The following is a 16,792-nucleotide window of genomic DNA, read 5'->3' on the forward strand; positions in this document are numbered from 1 at the left end:
GCCGTCGTACCCGTCGGTCACTGATCACACTGGTGGATCCCGTACCCCGAGGCAGCGAGGACTCCACCCATGCACCAAGGCTCCCGCATCACCGCCGTCGGCCACTACCAGCCCGCCCGGATCCTCACCAACGAGGACCTGGCGGGCATGGTCGACACCAGCGACGAGTGGATCCGGAGCCGGGTGGGCATTCGTACGCGCCGGATCGCCGGGCCCGACGAGCCGGTCGACGAGCTGGCCGGCCACGCCGCCGCGAAGGCGCTCGCGGCGGCCGGGCTGACCCCCGCCGACGTGGACCTGGTCGTGGTCGCCACCTCCACCGCGATCGACCGCTCCCCGAACACCGCCGCCCGCGTCGCGGCCCGCCTCGGCATCCCCGGCCCGGCCGCGCTGGACCTCAACGTCGTGTGCGCCGGCTTCACCCACGCCCTGGCCACCGCCGACCACGCCGTACGGGCCGGTTCCGCGAGCCGGGCGCTGGTCGTCGGCGCGGACAAGATGTCCGAGGTCGTCGACTGGACCGACCGCACCACCTGCGTGCTGGTCGGCGACGGGGCGGGGGCCGCCGTCGTCGAGGCCTGCGCTCCGGGCGAGCAGCCGGGGATCGGTCCCGTGCTGTGGGGGTCGGTGCCCGAGATGGGCAACGCGGTCCGCATCGAGGGGACGCCGCCGCGTTTCGCACAGGAGGGGCAGAGCGTCTACCGCTGGGCCACCACCCGGCTGCCCGCCATCGCACGCCAGGCCTGCGAGCGGTCCGGTCTCCAGCCGGCCGACCTCGCCGCGGTCGTCCTGCACCAGGCCAACCTGCGCATCGTCGAACCACTCGCCGCGAAGATCGGCGCCGTCAACGCCGTGGTCGCCCGCGACGTCGTCGAATCCGGCAACACCTCCGCCGCGAGCATCCCGCTGGCGCTCTCCAAGCTCGTGGAGCGGGGCGAGATCACCACCGGCGACCCGGCCCTGCTCTTCGGCTTCGGCGGCAACCTCTCCTACGCCGGACAGGTCGTCCGCTGCCCCTGAACGTCCCGGACGGTCCCGGACCGTCCCCGGACCGTCCCTTGATGTGACGTGGCCTACACCCGCGGCGTCCCGGCCTCGGCGCGCCGTAGACTGTAGACGAAAGACAATCAATACTTCGCGTACTGGTTGTGTTCCGGCCGTCGAGGGGGGACCGATGTTGTCCGCAGGACTGCCGCAGGGCGCGGTGCCCAGGCTCGAAAGGCCCGGCCCGCTGCGGGACCGTGTCTACGAGGCGCTGCTCGAACTCATCACCACCCGGGCCCTCCAGCCCGGCCAGCACCTCGTGGAGAGCGAACTCGCCGGTCACCTCGGGGTGTCGAGGCAGCCCGTGCGCGAGGCGCTGCAACGGCTGAACACCGAGGGCTGGGTCGATCTGCGCCCCGCGCAGGGCGCGTTCGTGCACGAGCCGACGGAGGAGGAGGCGGACCAGCTCCTGACGGTGCGCACGCTCCTGGAGGCCGAGGCGGCCCGGCTCGCCGCCGCCAACGCCTCCAGCGCAGGCATCGCGGCGCTGGAGGAACTGTGCGAGGAGGGGGAGCGGGCCGTCGCCGCCGAGGACGTGGACGCCGCCGTCGCCTGCAACGCCCGATTCCACGGCAAGGTCATGGAGTTGGCGGGCAACGCCGTCCTCGCCGAACTCGCCGCGCAGGTCGACCGCCGGGTCCGCTGGTACTACACGCCGGTCGCCCGTCAGCGCGGCCGTCAGTCCTGGATCGAGCACCGCGGGCTGATCGCCGCCGTCACCGAACGGGACGAGCAGGCGGCGACCCGGCTGATGCGCGAGCACACCGAGCACACCCGCCGCTCGTACCACGCCCGCGGAGAATCGTAAGGTCACAGCCCTTCCGCAGCGGGTTCACAGGCCGTCCGGCACATGGTCCGGACGGCCTCGTCGTGTCCGGGGCCGTCCTGCGCCGCACCCTCCTTTGTCCACTCAGTGGAGAAAGTTCGCAGCAATTCATGCGTGACTTCTTCCCACACCCGGCGCCCACTGCTACGTTCCCTCCGAAAGCACGCCACGCCGACAAGTCACGGACGTGGCCGGAAACCGGCGGACCCAAGGCCGATCGAGGCGGGGAGGGGCTCGTGAGACGCATGACCGCACGACCCGCTAACGCCCACCAAGCGCGACTGCTCCAGCTGCTGCGCGACGGAGGGCCCAACTCCCGTGCCCAGCTGGGCGACCAGGTCGACCTCTCCAGGTCCAAGCTGGCCGTCGAGGTGGACCGGCTGCTGGAGACCGGACTCGTCGTGGCCGACGGACTCGCCGCCTCGCGCGGCGGGCGCCGCAGCCACAACGTCCGCCTCAACCCCGAACTCCGCTTCCTCGGCGTCGACATCGGCGCGACCTCGGTCGACGTCGCCGTCACCAACGCCGAGCTGGAGATCCTCGGACACATCAACCAGCCACTGGACGTGCGCGAGGGCCCGGTCGCGGTCTTCGAGCAAGTGCTCTCCATGGCCGCGAAACTGCGCGCCTCCGGGCTCGCCGAAGGCTTCGACGGCGCCGGTATCGGCGTCCCGGGACCGGTCCGCTTCCCCGAGGGCGTGCCGGTGGCTCCGCCGATCATGCCGGGCTGGGACGGCTTCCCCGTACGGGAGGCGCTCAGCCAGGAACTCGGCTGCCCGGTCATGGTCGACAACGACGTGAACCTGATGGCGCTGGGGGAGCAGCACGCGGGCGTCGCCCGCACCCAGCACGACTTCCTCGTCGTCAAGATCGGTACCGGCATCGGCTGCGGCATCGTCGTCGGCGGCGAGGTCTACCGCGGTACGACCGGCAGCGCGGGCGACATCGGGCACATCCAGGCCGTGCCCGACGGACGCCAGTGCGCCTGCGGCAACCGGGGCTGCCTGGAGGCCCACTTCAGCGGCGCGGCCCTGGCCCGCGACGCCACGGAGGCCGCCGAGCAGGGGCAGTCGGTCGAGCTGGCGAACCGGCTGGAGGCGAACGGAGGCCTCAGCGCCGCCGACGTCGCCGCCGCGGCGGCCGCGGGCGACGCCACCGCACTGGACCTGATCAGGGAGGGCGGCCGCAGCACCGGCCAGGTCATCGCCGGCCTGGTCAGCTTCTTCAACCCGGGCCTGGTGGTGATCGGCGGCGGGGTGACCGGCCTCGGCCACAACCTGCTCGCCGCGATCCGCACCCAGGTCTACCGCCAGTCGCTGCCCCTGGCGACCGGCAACCTGCCCATCGTTCTGGGGGAGCTGGGCCCCACCGCCGGAGTCATCGGCGCGGCCCGGCTGATCAGCGACCACCTGTTCTCACCCGCGTAGCACCGTTCGGTTCTTGAGCACCACCCAGCACAGCGCTCTACTCAGCCCTGCCCTGCTCCGTACCGTCACGTCCTGTTCCGCCACGCCCAGCCCTGCTCTGCCCTGACACCGGCCCGCACGCCCGCCGAGGGGACCTCACATGGCACCAGAACCACCGCTGCTCAGCATGTCCGGCATCACCAAGTCGTTCCCCGGAGTCCGGGCCCTGGACGGCGTCGACCTCGACGTCCAGGCCGGCGAGGTGCACTGCCTCCTCGGTCAGAACGGCGCCGGGAAGTCCACCCTCATCAAGGTGCTGGCCGGCGCCCACCAGCCCGACACCGGCACCATCCGCTGGCGCGGCGAGGAGGTCACCCTGCGCTCGCCCATCGCGGCCATGCGCCTCGGCATCGCCACCATCTACCAGGAACTCGACCTGGTCGAGCACCTGTCGGTCGCCGAGAACGTCCACCTCGGTCACGAGCCGACCGCCGCCGGCTTCGTCGTACGGGGGCGGGCGGCCAAGGCGTCGACGGCCGCGCTGCTCAAGCGGCTCGGGCACCCCGAGGTCGATCCGGGGCGGCTGGTCGGGGAGCTGTCGGCGGCGCAGCAGCAGATCGTGTCCATGGCCCGGGCGCTGTCGCACGACGTACGGCTGATCGTGATGGACGAGCCGTCCGCCGCTCTCGACCCGGACGAGGTCGACAACCTCTTCCGCATCGTCGCCGACCTCACCGCGGACGGAGTCGCCGTCGTCTACATCTCGCACCGCCTGGAGGAGATCCGCCGCATCGGCGACCGGGTCACCGTCCTCAAGGACGGCCGCGCGGTGGCCGGCGGGCTGCCCGCCGAGTCGACGCCGACCAGCGAGGTGGTGGCGCTGATGACCGGCCGCAACGTCGAGTACGTCTTCCCGGACCGGCCCACCGCACCGCCCGCGGGCGAACCCGTGCTGAGCGTCAAGGGACTGTCCCGGGCCGGCGAGTTCGACCGGCTCGACCTGGAGGTGCGCCCCGGCGAGATCGTCGGCCTCGCCGGACTGGTCGGCTCCGGCCGCTCCGAGATCCTGGAGACGGTCTACGGCGCCCGGAAGGCGAGCACCGGCCAGGTCCTCGTCGACGGGCGGCCGCTCAGGCCCGGCAGCGTGCGCGCCGCGGTCCGCGCCGGGCTCGGTCTCGCCCCCGAGGAACGCAAGGCCCAGGCCCTGCTGATGCTGGAGTCCGTTACCCGCAACGTGTCGGTCTCCGCCATGTCCCGCTTCTCGCGCGGCGGCTGGATCGACCACGGCGCCGAACTCGGCGCGGCCCACAAGGCGACCCGCGAGCTGTCGCTGCGGCCCGACAACCCGGCGGTGCCCGTGCGCACCCTGTCCGGCGGCAACCAGCAGAAGGCGGTCCTCGCCCGCTGGCTGCTGCGCGGCTGCCGGGTCCTGCTGCTCGACGAACCCACCCGCGGCGTCGACGTCGGCGCCCGCGCCGAGCTGTACGCCGTCATCCGGCGCCTCGCCGACGAGGGCCTCGCCGTCCTGCTGGTCTCCAGCGAGGTGCCCGAGGTGCTGGGCCTCGCCGACCGCGTACTGGTGCTGCGCGAGGGCCGCGTGGTGCACGAGGCCCCCGCCCGCGAACTCGACGAACACCGCGTACTCGACCTCGTGATGGAAGGAAGCCCGGCGTCATGACGCAGCACGTGTCCCCGCCACGGGGCGGCACCGACAAGGCGGCACCCGTGGAGGGGCCGCCCGCCTGGCGGGTCCGGTTGGGCCGCGCCGACGTCCGCACCCTCACCCTGCTCGGTGTGCTCGCCGCACTGGTCCTCATCGGCGGCATCACCCAGCCCGACGCGTTCCTCGACACCCGCAACCTGCAACTGGTGCTCACCCAGGCGTCCGTGATCGGCGTCGTCACCGTCGGCGTCACCTTCGTGATCATCTCCGGCGGCATCGACCTGTCGGTCGGCGCCATCGTCGCCCTCTCCTCGGTGTGGGCGACCACGGTGGCCACCCAGGAGTTCGGCTTCGCCGGCATCCTCTTCACGGCGATCGTGGTCGGCGTCGGCTGCGGCCTGGTCAACGGCCTGCTCATCTCCTTCGGCGGGATGGTCCCGTTCATCGCCACCCTCGCCATGCTGGCCTCGGCGCGCGGACTGGCGCTCCAGATCACCGACGGCCGCACCCAGGTCGTCACCGTGCCGAGCGTCCTCGACCTCGCCGAGCGCGACTCGTACGTGCTCGGCATACCGCCGCTGGTGCTGGTCTTCGCGGCCGTCACCGTCGTCGGCTGGCTGGTCCTGAACCGGACCACCTTCGGCCGCCGCACCGTCGCCGTCGGCGGCAACGCCGAGGCCGCCCGGCTGGCCGGCATCGACGTCCGCCGCCAGCGGCTCTACCTCTACCTGCTGTCCGGGCTGTGCTGCGGCATCGCCGCCTTCCTGCTGGTGGCCCTCGCCGGCTCCGGCCAGAACACCAACGGCAACCTCTACGAACTCGACGCCATCGCCGCCGCGATCATCGGCGGAACGCTGCTGACCGGCGGCCGGGGCCACATCCTCGGCTCCGTGCTCGGCGTCCTGATCTTCACCACGATCACCAACATCTTCGCCCTGAACAACCTGCAGAGCGACGTCCAGCAGATCGCCAAGGGCGCGATCATCGTCGCCGCCGTGCTGGTCCAGCGCCGTACCGCAAGCACGCATTGAGGAAAGGGTTCACCGTCATGACGAAGCTCACGAGTCGCAGAGGGATGCTCTTCGGGGCCGCCGCCGTGTCCGCCGGTGCCGTCCTCGCCGGGTGCACCAGCAACGACCCCGACGGCGGCGACGACAAGGCCGCCGCGGACACCCAGCCGGCCGCCGACGACAAGCCCGGCAAGCCGGTCACCATCGGCTACGCCGGCCCGCAGGCCGACCACGGCTGGCTCAACGCCGTCAACGACCAGGCCAAGAAGCGCGCCGAGAAGTACTCCGAGATCACCATGGAGATCACCGAGGGCTCCAACGACACCGCGCAGCAGATCGGCCAGATCGAGACCCTTATCAACAAGAAGGTCGACGTCCTGGTCATCCTGCCGGCCGACGGCAAGGCCCTCACCCAGGTCGGCCTGAAGGCGATGCGGGCGGGCATCCCGGTCATCAACCTCGACCGGATCTTCAACAGCCCCCAGGCCTACCGCTGCTGGGTCGGCGGCGACAACTACGGCATGGGTCTCAACGCCGCCCACTACATCGGCCAGAAGCTCAAGGACAAGTCGGACGCCAAGGTCATCGAGCTGGCCGGCATCGACAACCTGGAACTCACCCAGCAGCGCACCCAGGGCTTCGACGACGGCCTGAAGAACTACCCGAACATCAAGAAGGTGGCCCGCCAGGCCGCCGAGTTCACCGTCGAGTCCGGCCAGGCCAAGATGGCCCAGCTGCTCCAGGCCCAGTCGGACTTCGACGCCCTGTGGAACCACGACGACGACCAGGGCGTGGGCGCCCTGCGCGCCATCGAGCAGGCCGGACGCGACGACTTCCTGATGGTCGGCGGCGCGGGCGCGCTCTCCGCCTTCGAGGCCATCAAGGCCGACAGCGGCGTACTCAAGGCGACGGTGCTCTACCCGCCGACCATGGCCGCCTCCGCGATCGACCTGGCCCGCGCCCTCGGCCAGGGCAAGGGCGTCAGCGGTCTCGCCGAGTTCGAGATCCCCTCGACCGTCACCTGCTACTCGGCCGTCGTCGACAAGGACAACGTCGACCAGTACATGTCCACGGGCTTCAAGTGAGGGCTGCCGCTCCGGCAGCGGCCTGACCAGCCGCCGCCGGGGCGGGGCCCACCCCACCGCGCCACCACGACGAGGAGGACATCCGCATGGGACAGCCGCAGCAGCCCGAGGGGGCCGGCGCCGAGGAGGCAGCCGCCGGGACCGACAGCGGGACCGGTGCCGGGACCGATACCGGTGCCGGTGCCGATACCGGGACCGGTGCCGGGGCCGGGGCGGCGACGGGGGCGTCCGCGACCAGACCGCCCCTGCGGGTCGGCATGGTCGGCTACGCCTTCATGGGCGCCGCGCACTCCCAGGGCTGGCGCACCGCCGGCCGGGTCTTCGACCTGCCGCTGAACCCGGTACTGGCCGCGATCTGCGGACGGGACGCCGACGCCGTCCGCCTGGCGGCCGACCGGCACGGCTGGGCGAGCACCGAGACCGACTGGCGGACCCTGGTCGAACGGGACGACATCGACCTCGTCGACATCTGCACCCCCGGCGACAGCCACGCCGAGATCGCGCTGGCCGCGCTCGCCGCCGGGAAACACGTGCTGTGCGAGAAGCCGCTGGCCAACACCGTCGAGGAGGCGCAGGCGATGACCCGCGCCGCCGAGGAGGCCGCGGGCCGGGGCCAGTTGGCGATGGTCGGCTTCAACTACCGCCGGGTTCCCGCCACCGCGCTGGCCCGGCGGATGGTCGCCGAGGGCCGCGTCGGCCGGCTGCGGCACCTGCGGGTGACCTACCTCCAGGACTGGCTGGTCGACCTGAAGGCCCCGCTCACCTGGCGGCTGCGCAAGGAGCTGGCCGGGTCGGGGGCGCTCGGCGACCTGGGCGCCCACATCGTCGACCTCGCCCAGTACCTGTCGGGGGAGCGGATCGCGGGCGTCTCCGCCCTCACCGAGACCTTCGTACGGGAACGCCCGCTGCCCGCCGGTGCCCCCCGGGGCCTGTCCGCGGGCTCGGCGGACGGGGCGACGGGACAGGTGACCGTCGACGACGCCGCCGTGTTCACCGGCCGCCTCACCTCCGGCGCCCTGGTCTCCTTCGAGGCCACCCGCTACGCCACCGGCCGCAAGAACGCCCTGCGCATCGAACTCAACGGCGAGCGCGGCTCACTCGCCTTCGACCTGGAACGGCTCAACGAACTGGAGTACCACGACGGGACCGAACCGGGGGAGCACGCGGGCTTCCGCCGCATCCTGGTCACCGAACCCGGACACCCCTACCTGGACGCCTGGTGGCCGCCGGGCCACGGACTCGGCTACGAGCACACCTTCGTGCACCAGGCGCGCGACCTCGTGCACGCCGTCGCCGAAGGCCGGGGCCCCGAACCCTCCTTCGCGGACGGGCTGCAGGTACAGCGCGTGCTCGCCGCCGTGGAGGAGAGCGCCGAGAAGAACTCCGTCTACACACCGATCACCCCCTGAGGAGGCCGGCAGCGCCATGCCACGCAACTTCACGCTCTTCACCGGACAGTGGGCGGACCTGCCGCTGGAGGAGGTCTGCCGCCTCGCCCGCGACTTCGGCTACGACGGCCTGGAACTCGCCTGCTGGGGCGACCACTTCGAGGTCGACAAGGCCCTCGCGGATCCCTCCTACGTGGACTCCCGGCACCAGCTGCTCGACAAGTACGGCCTCAAGTGCTGGGCCATCTCCAACCACCTGGTCGGCCAGGCCGTCTGCGACGCCATCATCGACGAGCGCCACGAGGCCATCCTGCCCGCCCGCATCTGGGGCGACGGCGACGCGGAAGGCGTACGGCAGCGCGCCGCCGCCGAGATCAAGGACACCGCACGCGCCGCCGCCCGGCTCGGCGTCGACACCGTCATCGGCTTCACCGGCTCGGCGATCTGGCACCTGGTCGCCATGTTCCCGCCGGCGCCCGAATCCATGATCGAGCGCGGCTACCAGGACTTCGCGGACCGCTGGAACCCGATCCTGGACGTCTTCGACGCCGAGGGCGTGCGATTCGCCCACGAGGTGCACCCCAGCGAGATCGCCTACGACTACTGGACCACGCAGAGGGCCCTGGAGGCGGTCGGCCACCGGCCCGCGTTCGGCCTCAACTTCGACCCCTCCCACTTCGTGTGGCAGGACCTCGACCCCGTCGGCTTCCTGTGGGACTTCCGCGACCGCATCTACCACGTCGACTGCAAGGAGGCCCGCAAGCGCCTCGACGGCCGCAACGGGCGGCTCGGCTCCCACCTGCCGTGGGGCGACCCGCGGCGCGGCTGGGACTTCGTGTCGGCCGGGCACGGCGACGTCCCCTGGGAGGACGTCTTCCGCATGCTGCGCTCCATCGACTACCAGGGGCCCGTCTCCGTCGAGTGGGAGGACGCCGGCATGGACCGGCTGCAGGGCGCGCCCGAGGCCCTCACCCGGCTCAAGGCCTTCGACTTCGAGCCGCCCAGCGCGTCCTTCGACGCCGCGTTCAACAGCTGATCGCGCGCTCCCGACCGCAGGCCGGGACGGGGACCGGACCACCCGCCGGTCCCCGGTCCGGCCTGCCCGAATCCCGCTTTGTCCTGAGTTGGGAAAAAGTTCAACCAGCTGCGGTCCAAGGGGTGTTCGCCCCGGAAGAACGCGGTTACCGTCCCTGAAGTGTTCAGGACACTCACGCCTCCGGGGTGACGGCGCACCCCGGCGCCCGCATCGCACGTCTTCGCACCCATCCCGTACGGCCCACCCGTTCCCGGAGGGACTTCGTGCACAGAACCAGACTCAGAGGCACCAGCTCCGCGAGGCGCCCCAGGCTTCGCACCACCCTCGCCCTGTTCACCGGCCTGCTGCTGGCCGTGGGCACCCCGGCGACCGTCGCCGGAGCCCACCCGGGCCACCCGGAGCACGACGAGACCGCGGCCGCCGCCGAGGGACAGTTCCAGCAGGTACCGCTCGCCAAGGGCGAGCCCGAGATGGGCGAGCCGATGTCGCTCGCCGTACTCCCGGACCGCAGCGTCCTGCACACCGCCCGCGACGGCACACTGCGCCTGACCGACCAGGGCGGCGTCACCAAGGTCGCCGGCAAGATCCCCGTCTACAACCACGACGAGGAGGGCCTGCAGGGCGTCGGCATCGACCCGGACTTCGAGAACAACCGGGCGATCTACCTGTACTACGCCCCGCCGCTCGACACCCCCGCGGGCGACGCCCCGGAGAACGGCACCGCCGAGGACTTCAAGCCGTTCGACGGCGTCAACCGCCTCTCCCGCTTCGTCCTGAACGCCAACGGCACGCTGGACATGTCCAGCGAGAAGAAGGTCCTGGACGTCGCGGCCTCCCGCGGCACCTGCTGCCACGTCGGCGGCGACATCGCCTTCGACGCCGAGGGCAACCTCTACCTCTCCACCGGCGACGACACCAACCCGTTCGCCTCCGACGGCTACACGCCGATCGACGAGCGCGCCGACCGCAACCCGGCCTTCGACGCCCGCCGCAGCGCCGGCAACACCAACGACCTGCGCGGCAAGCTGCTGCGCATCAAGGTCGCCGAGGACGGCTCGTACACCATCCCGGAGGGCAACCTCTTCGAGCCCGGCACCGAGAAGACCCGGCCCGAGATCTACGCGATGGGCTTCCGCAACCCGTTCCGGATCAGCGTCGACAAGAAGACCGGCACGGTCTACGTCGGCGACTACGGCCCCGACGCCGGCGCCGCCGACCCGAAGCGCGGTCCGGCCGGACAGGTCGAGTTCGCCAAGGTCACCAAGGCCGCCAACTTCGGCTGGCCCTTCTGCACCGGCGACAACGACCCGTACGTCGACTACGACTTCGCCACCGGCACCTCCGGCGAGACCTTCGACTGCGCGGCCCCGAAGAACACCTCGCCGCACAACACCGGCCTCACCGACCTGCCGCCCGCGCAGGCCGCGTGGATCCCCTACGACGACGACTCCGTGCCCGAGTTCGGCAGCGGCTCCGAGTCCCCGATGGGCGGCCCGGTCTACCGCTACGACCCCGACCTCGACTCCAGCGTGAAGTTCCCCGAGGAGTACGACGGGGACTTCTTCGCCGGTGAGTTCGGCCGCCGCTGGATCAAGCGGATCGAGCAGACCGAGGACGGCGCGGTCTCCAAGATCAACGACTTCCCGTGGACCGGCACCCAGATCATGGACATGGAGTTCGGCCCCGACGGCGCGCTCTACGTCCTGGACTACGGCCTGTCCTGGTTCCAGGGCGACAAGGACTCCGCCCTGTACCGGATCGAGAACGCCGCGGACGGCTTCTCGCCGATCGCCGAGGTGAGCGCGAACAAGACCTCCGGCGCGGCCGGACTGAAGGTCGCCTTCACCGCCACGGCCAAGGACGCCGACTCCCCGGACCTCACCTACGGCTGGGACTTCGGCGACGGCACCAAGGGCGAGGGGCTGAACCCCACCCACAAGTACAAGAAGGTCGGCACCTACACCGCGACCTTCACCGCCAAGGACCCCGAGGGCAACACCGGCAACGCCAGCGTCCGGATCGTGGTCGGCAACACCGAGCCCAAGGTGGTCATCGAGACCCCCGGCAACGGCACGCTGCTGCCCATGGGCGAGCCCATCCCCTTCAAGGTGAAGGTCACCGACCCCGAGGAGACGATCGACTGCTCCAAGGTCAAGGTCGCCTACAGCCTCGGCCACGACTCCCACGCCCACGAGCTGACCAGCGAGATGGGCTGTGAGGGCACCCTCAACCCGCCGCCCGGCGACGGCGGCCACGACCCCAACGCCAACATCTACGGCGTCGTCGGCGCCAGCTACACCGACGGCGGGGCCAACGGCCAGGAGGCGCTGACCGGCACCGCCCGCACCGTGATCCAGCCCCCGCACCGCCAGGCCGAGCACTTCACCACCCAGCAGGGCGTGTCGCCGATCGACAAGACCGGCGCCAACGGCGGCAAGACCGTCGGCGACATCAACGACGGCGACTGGATCTCCTTCAGCCCCTACAAGTTCGACGGGCAGAAGAAGCTGACCGTACGGGCCTCCTCCGGCGGCGCCGGCGGCTACGTCGAGGTCCGCACCGGCTCGCCCACCGGTCCGCTGCACGGCTCCGCGTACATCCCGCCGACCGGCAGCTGGGAGACCTTCCAGAACGTCGACGTGCCGCTGCGGGCCCTGCCCAAGAAGACCACCGACGTCTACCTGGTCTTCAGGGGCGGCGAGGGCGCGCTGTTCGACATCGACGACTTCGAGTTCTCCACGGAGCCGTTCAAGGCCGGCAAGAAGGTCCTGGTCTTCTCCAGGACCGCGGGCTTCCGCCACGACTCCATCCCGGCCGGCATCGCCGCCCTGAAGGAGCTGGGCACCCCGGCCGGCATCTCGGTCACCGCGACCGAGGAGGCCGGACAGTTCACCACGGCCAACCTCGCCAAGTACGACGCGGTCGCCTTCCTGTCCACCACCGGTGACGTACTCAACGCCGATCAGCAGAAGGCGTTCGAGAACTACGTCAAGAACGGCGGCGGCTACATGGGCATCCACGCCGCCGCCGACACCGAGTACGACTGGGAGTTCTACGGCGGCCTCGTCGGCGCCTACTTCGACTCGCACCCGGCGATCCAGAAGGCCACCGTCCGCGTCGAGGACCACGACCACCCGGCCACCGCCCACCTGGACGACGCCTGGGTGCACACCGACGAGCTGTACAACTACCGCACCAACCCGCGTGAGCAGGCCAAGGTCCTCGCCACCCTCGACGAGACCACCTACCAGGGCGGCAACATGAAGGGCGACCACCCGATCGCCTGGTGCCAGCCCTACGAGGGCGGCCGCGCCTTCTACACCGGCCTCGGCCACACCAAGGAGTCCTACGCGGACGAGGCCTTCCGCGGCCACCTGCTCGGCGGCATGCAGTACGCCACCGGCCAGGTCAAGGCGGACTGCAAGCCGGCCAAGGGCTACCGGGACATCTTCAACGGCCAGACCCTGGAAGGCTGGAAGCAGGCCGGCCCCGGAAAGTTCAACGTCAAGGACGGCGTCCTGGAGTCCGAGGGCGGCATGGGCCTGCTCTGGTACCAGGCCAAGGAACTGAAGTCGTACTCCCTCAAGCTCGACTGGAAGATGCGGGGCGACGACAACTCCGGCGTCTTCGTGGGCTTCCCGGCCTCCGACGACCCCTGGTCCGCCGTCAACAAGGGCTACGAGATCCAGATCGACGCCACGGACGCCGTGGACCGCACCACCGGTGCGATCTACACCTTCAAGGCGGCGAACATCAAGGCCCGTGACCAGGTTCTGCGGCCGCCCGGCCAGTGGAACTCCTACGAGATCAAGGTCCGGGGCGAACGCCTCCAGGTGTTCCTCAACGGAGTCAAGATCAACGACTTCACCAACAAGGACCCCGAGCGGAGCCTGACCGACGGCTACATCGGCCTGCAGAACCACGGCGCCGACGACCAGGTCTCCTTCCGCAACATCCAGCTCAAGGAACTGCCCTCCTAGGGCGGACCCGCCCCTGAGGGGGCGACCGGAACGGCGGCGGGCGGAGGACGCCGGACCTCCGCCCGCCGTCACCCCGAACCAAACCTCCCGGCCGTACCACCGCTCGTGTGTGCCCGACGCGCTCGACAAGGAGGCTGCCCATGTCCGCGTCCCCCTCTGCTTCCTCCCGTGGCTCCCGTACCGGTGTCTGGCTGATCGGAGCCCGCGGCTCCGTCGCCACCACGGTGGTGGCGGGCTGCGCCGCCGTGACCGCGGGGCTGCACCCGCCGACCGGCATGGTCACCGAATCCCCCGACTTCGCCGACGCGGGACTGACCGCCCTCCCGGCCCTCGTCTTCGGCGGTCACGACACCGTGGACTGCCCCCTGCCCAAGCGGGCCGAGGCCCTGGCCGACGGTGGCGTGCTGCCGCACGGACTGCCCTCCGCCGTGCACGCGGAACTGGCCGCGGCCGACCGCGAGATCCGCCCCGGCGGCCCCCTGCCCGGCGACACCCGCGGCGAGGAGGAGCTGATCGCCGCGTTCGCCGCGGACATCACCGACTTCGCGCGCCGCTCGGGTGCGGAGCGGACGGTGGTGGTGAACGTGGCCTCCACCGAACCCGCGCCCGCCGGGGGCGCCCTCCCCGCCAGCTCGCTGTACGCGGCCGCCGCCCTGCGGGCCGGCTGCCCGTACGTCAACTTCACCCCGTCGACCGGCCTGCACCACCCGGCGCTGTCCGCGCAGGCGGACGCGAGCGGCCTGCCCTACGCGGGCCGCGACGGCAAGACCGGGCAGACCCTGCTGCGCTCGGTGCTCGGCCCGATGTTCGCGCAGCGGGCGCTGGCGGTGCGTGCCTGGTCCGGCACCAACCTCCTGGGCGGGGGCGACGGCGCCGCCCTCGCCGACCCGGCGGCCGCCGCGGCGAAGAACGCCGGAAAGGAGCGCGTGCTCGCCGACACCCTCGGCGCGCCCGTCGAGGGCGAGGTCCACATCGACGACGTGCCCGCGCTCGGCGACTGGAAGACCGCCTGGGACCACATCGCCTTCGACGGCTTCCTCGGCGCCCGCATGTTCCTCCAGACCACCTGGCAGGGCTGCGACTCGTCGCTGGCCGCACCGCTCGTCCTGGACCTGGCCCGCCTGGTCGCCCGCGCCCACGAGCGGGGCCTGTCCGGACCCCTGGGCGAACTGGGCTTCTTCTTCAAGGACCCGGTGGGGGAAGGACCGTCGTCCCTGGCCGAGCAGTACACGGAGCTGAAACGCTTCGCCGGACGGCTGGCCGACGGCGCCGCCCTCGACTCCGACGCCGACGCCGAATCCGACGCCACCGGCGATCGCGGGGCGCGGCGATGAACCGCACCGTCGCCACGGACCGGGCGACGACCGCACGGGAGCCCGGAGCACCGCAGGCCGACGCCGCCGGCTCCCGGGACACCCCACCTCCCTCCGATCGTCCCGAGCCTCGCACCCCGCCCGCTCCCCGCACGCGCTCCGCCCGCCTCGGCGCCTGGGCCGAACTGCTGCGGCTGCCCGCCCTGTTCACCGTCCCCGGCGACGCCCTGGCCGGCGCGGCGGCCGCCGGTGCGCGCCCCGGGCCCCGCACCCTGCTCGCCATCGGATCCTCCCTGTGCCTGTACGAGGCCGGCATGGCCCTCAACGACTGGGCCGACCGCGCGGAGGACGCCGCGGAACGCCCGCACCGCCCCCTCCCGTCCGGCCGTATCCGCCCCGCCGCCGCCCTCACCGCCGCCGGGGTGCTCACCGGCGCGGGCCTGGCGCTGGCGGCCGGTGCGGGACGTCCCGCCCTCGCCCTCGCGGCGCCGCTGGCGGCCACCGTCTGGGCCTACGACCTCCGCCTGAAGCACACTCCGGCCGGCCCCGCGGCCATGGCGGCCGCCCGCGGGCTGGACCTGCTCCTGGGCGCGGCCGCCACCGGCGGCGGCACCCGTGCCGCGCTGCCCTCCGCCGCCCTGCTCGGCAGCCACACCCTCGCGGTCACGGCCGTCTCCCGCCGGGAGACCACCGGCGGTTCCGTCTTGGCCCCGCTCGCCGCCCTCGCGACGACGGGCGCACTGACCGGCCTGGTCGCCCGGCGCCGCACCCGACTCCCGGCAGGCCGGCGGGCAGCAGCCGCCCCCGGCCTGTCGGGCTCCACCCCGGCACCCACCGTCACCGACGCCCTCGCGGCCGCCCTGGGCGCCGCCTACGCCGCGACGGCCGCCCGCCCCTACTTCCACGCCGCGCTCAACCCCTCACCCCCGCTCACCCAGCGCGCCGTGGGCGGCGGCATCCGGGCCACGATCCCGCTCCAGGCCGCGCTCGCCGCCCGCTCCGGTGCCGGCGCCACGTCCCTGCTGGTGGCGGCCCTCGCGCCGGCCGGCCGGCGGTTCGCGAAGAGGTCCGCCATGAGGAAGGTGAGCATCACGTGAGCCGGAACCCGAACCAGGGGCCGAACGGGGCCGGAGACGGTCCCGCCACCCACCCGCTCCGCTTCGGCTACGGCACCAACGGCCTCGCCGACCTCCGCCTCGACGACGCCCTCGCCCTGCTCGCCGACCTCGGGTACGACGGCGTCGGCCTGACCCTCGACCACATGCACCTCGACCCCCTCGCCGACGACCTCGCCGCCCGCACCCGCCGCCTCGCCCGGCGGCTGGACACCCTCGGTCTGGGCGTCACCGTGGAGACCGGCGCCCGCTACGTGCTCGACCCGCGCCGCAAACACGGACCCTCCCTGCTCGACCCCGACCCGGAGGACCGCGCCCGCCGCACCGGCCTCCTGCTGCGCGCCGTCGACGTCGCCGCCGAACTCGGGGCCCACGCCGTGCACTGCTTCAGCGGCGTCACCCCGGTGGGCACGGACGAGGACACGGCCTGGAAGCGGCTGGCCGAAGCCCTCACGCCGGTCCTGGACGCCGCCGCCACCGCGGGCGTCCCCCTCGCGGTGGAGCCCGAACCGGGGCACCTGCTCGCCACCCTCGCCGACTTCCACACCCTGCGCCACGCCCTCGGCGATCCCGGACACCTCGGACTCACCCTGGACATCGGCCACTGCCAGTGCCTCGAACCGCTCCCTCCCGCCGACTGCGTGCGCGCCGCCGCCCCTTGGCTGCGCCACGTGCAGATCGAGGACATGCGCCGCGGCGTCCACGAACACCTCCCCTTCGGTGACGGCGAGATCGACTTCCCGCCCGTCCTCGAGGCCCTCGCCGCCACCGGCTACCAGGGCCTGACCGTCGTCGAACTGCCCCGCCACTCGCACGCCGGTCCCCACTTCGCCGAACGCTCCCTCCCGTTCCTGCGCCGGGCCGCCCCGGCACCACCCCGCACCAACCGCTCGGGCGAGCCCTCCGCCACCCACTGAAGGGAGCCG

12 protein-coding genes are annotated in these 16,792 nt (G+C 72.4%); all 12 read left to right on the forward strand.

The features are described from left to right. Positions 1-69: 69 nt before the first annotated feature. Positions 70-1,020: a beta-ketoacyl-ACP synthase III gene (locus ACH4D3_RS03670; RefSeq protein WP_398315925.1), complete on the forward strand. Its 951-nt coding sequence runs from the start codon at positions 70-72 to the stop codon at positions 1,018-1,020. 154 nt (positions 1,021-1,174) lie between these two features. Then, positions 1,175-1,852, forward strand: a complete 678-nt coding sequence (locus ACH4D3_RS03675; RefSeq protein ID WP_398315927.1) for a GntR family transcriptional regulator — start codon at positions 1,175-1,177, stop codon at positions 1,850-1,852. A gap of 263 nt (positions 1,853-2,115) precedes the next feature. Next, a complete protein-coding gene (locus tag ACH4D3_RS03680) occupies positions 2,116-3,297 on the forward strand; it encodes an ROK family protein (RefSeq protein WP_388516479.1) in 1,182 nt (393 codons plus the stop codon). Positions 3,298-3,436: 139 nt separating this feature from the next. After that, positions 3,437-4,954, forward strand: coding sequence for a sugar ABC transporter ATP-binding protein (locus ACH4D3_RS03685; protein WP_398315929.1), 1,518 nt, complete (start codon positions 3,437-3,439; stop codon positions 4,952-4,954). Beyond that, on the forward strand, positions 4,951-5,970 hold the full coding sequence (locus tag ACH4D3_RS03690) for an ABC transporter permease (protein ID WP_398315931.1): 1,020 nt from the start codon (positions 4,951-4,953) through the stop codon (positions 5,968-5,970). The genes ACH4D3_RS03685 and ACH4D3_RS03690 overlap by 4 nt, the downstream gene beginning before the upstream one ends. Before the next feature lie 17 nt (positions 5,971-5,987). Then, on the forward strand, positions 5,988-7,034 hold the full coding sequence (locus ACH4D3_RS03695) for a substrate-binding domain-containing protein (RefSeq protein ID WP_398315933.1): 1,047 nt from the start codon (positions 5,988-5,990) through the stop codon (positions 7,032-7,034). Positions 7,035-7,120: 86 nt separating this feature from the next. Beyond that, entirely contained in the window at positions 7,121-8,443 is a 1,323-nt protein-coding gene (locus ACH4D3_RS03700; protein WP_398315935.1) for a Gfo/Idh/MocA family protein, read from the forward strand. 16 nt (positions 8,444-8,459) lie between these two features. After that, the gene (locus tag ACH4D3_RS03705; protein ID WP_007389000.1) at positions 8,460-9,458 is read left to right on the forward strand and encodes a sugar phosphate isomerase/epimerase; all 999 of its coding nucleotides are present in this window, start codon (positions 8,460-8,462) and stop codon (positions 9,456-9,458) included. Between the two features lie 263 nt (positions 9,459-9,721). Continuing rightward, entirely contained in the window at positions 9,722-13,438 is a 3,717-nt protein-coding gene (locus ACH4D3_RS03710) for a ThuA domain-containing protein (protein ID WP_398315938.1), read from the forward strand. A 140-nt stretch (positions 13,439-13,578) separates the two neighbouring features. Then, positions 13,579-14,772 carry an inositol-3-phosphate synthase gene (locus ACH4D3_RS03715; RefSeq protein WP_398315940.1) on the forward strand — a complete coding sequence of 398 codons (1,194 nt, stop codon included), beginning with the start codon at positions 13,579-13,581 and terminating at the stop codon, positions 14,770-14,772. Then, positions 14,769-15,848: an SCO3242 family prenyltransferase gene (locus tag ACH4D3_RS03720; RefSeq protein WP_398315942.1), complete on the forward strand. Its 1,080-nt coding sequence runs from the start codon at positions 14,769-14,771 to the stop codon at positions 15,846-15,848. Before ACH4D3_RS03715 ends, ACH4D3_RS03720 begins: the two co-directional genes overlap by 4 nt. Further along, positions 15,845-16,783: a sugar phosphate isomerase/epimerase family protein gene (locus tag ACH4D3_RS03725; protein WP_398315944.1), complete on the forward strand. Its 939-nt coding sequence runs from the start codon at positions 15,845-15,847 to the stop codon at positions 16,781-16,783. The genes ACH4D3_RS03720 and ACH4D3_RS03725 overlap by 4 nt, the downstream gene beginning before the upstream one ends. Positions 16,784-16,792: the final 9 nt, after the last annotated feature.

The organism is Streptomyces sp. NPDC018026, assembly GCF_044327745.1.
Classification (GTDB): Bacteria; Actinomycetota; Actinomycetes; order Streptomycetales; family Streptomycetaceae; genus Streptomyces; species Streptomyces rubrogriseus.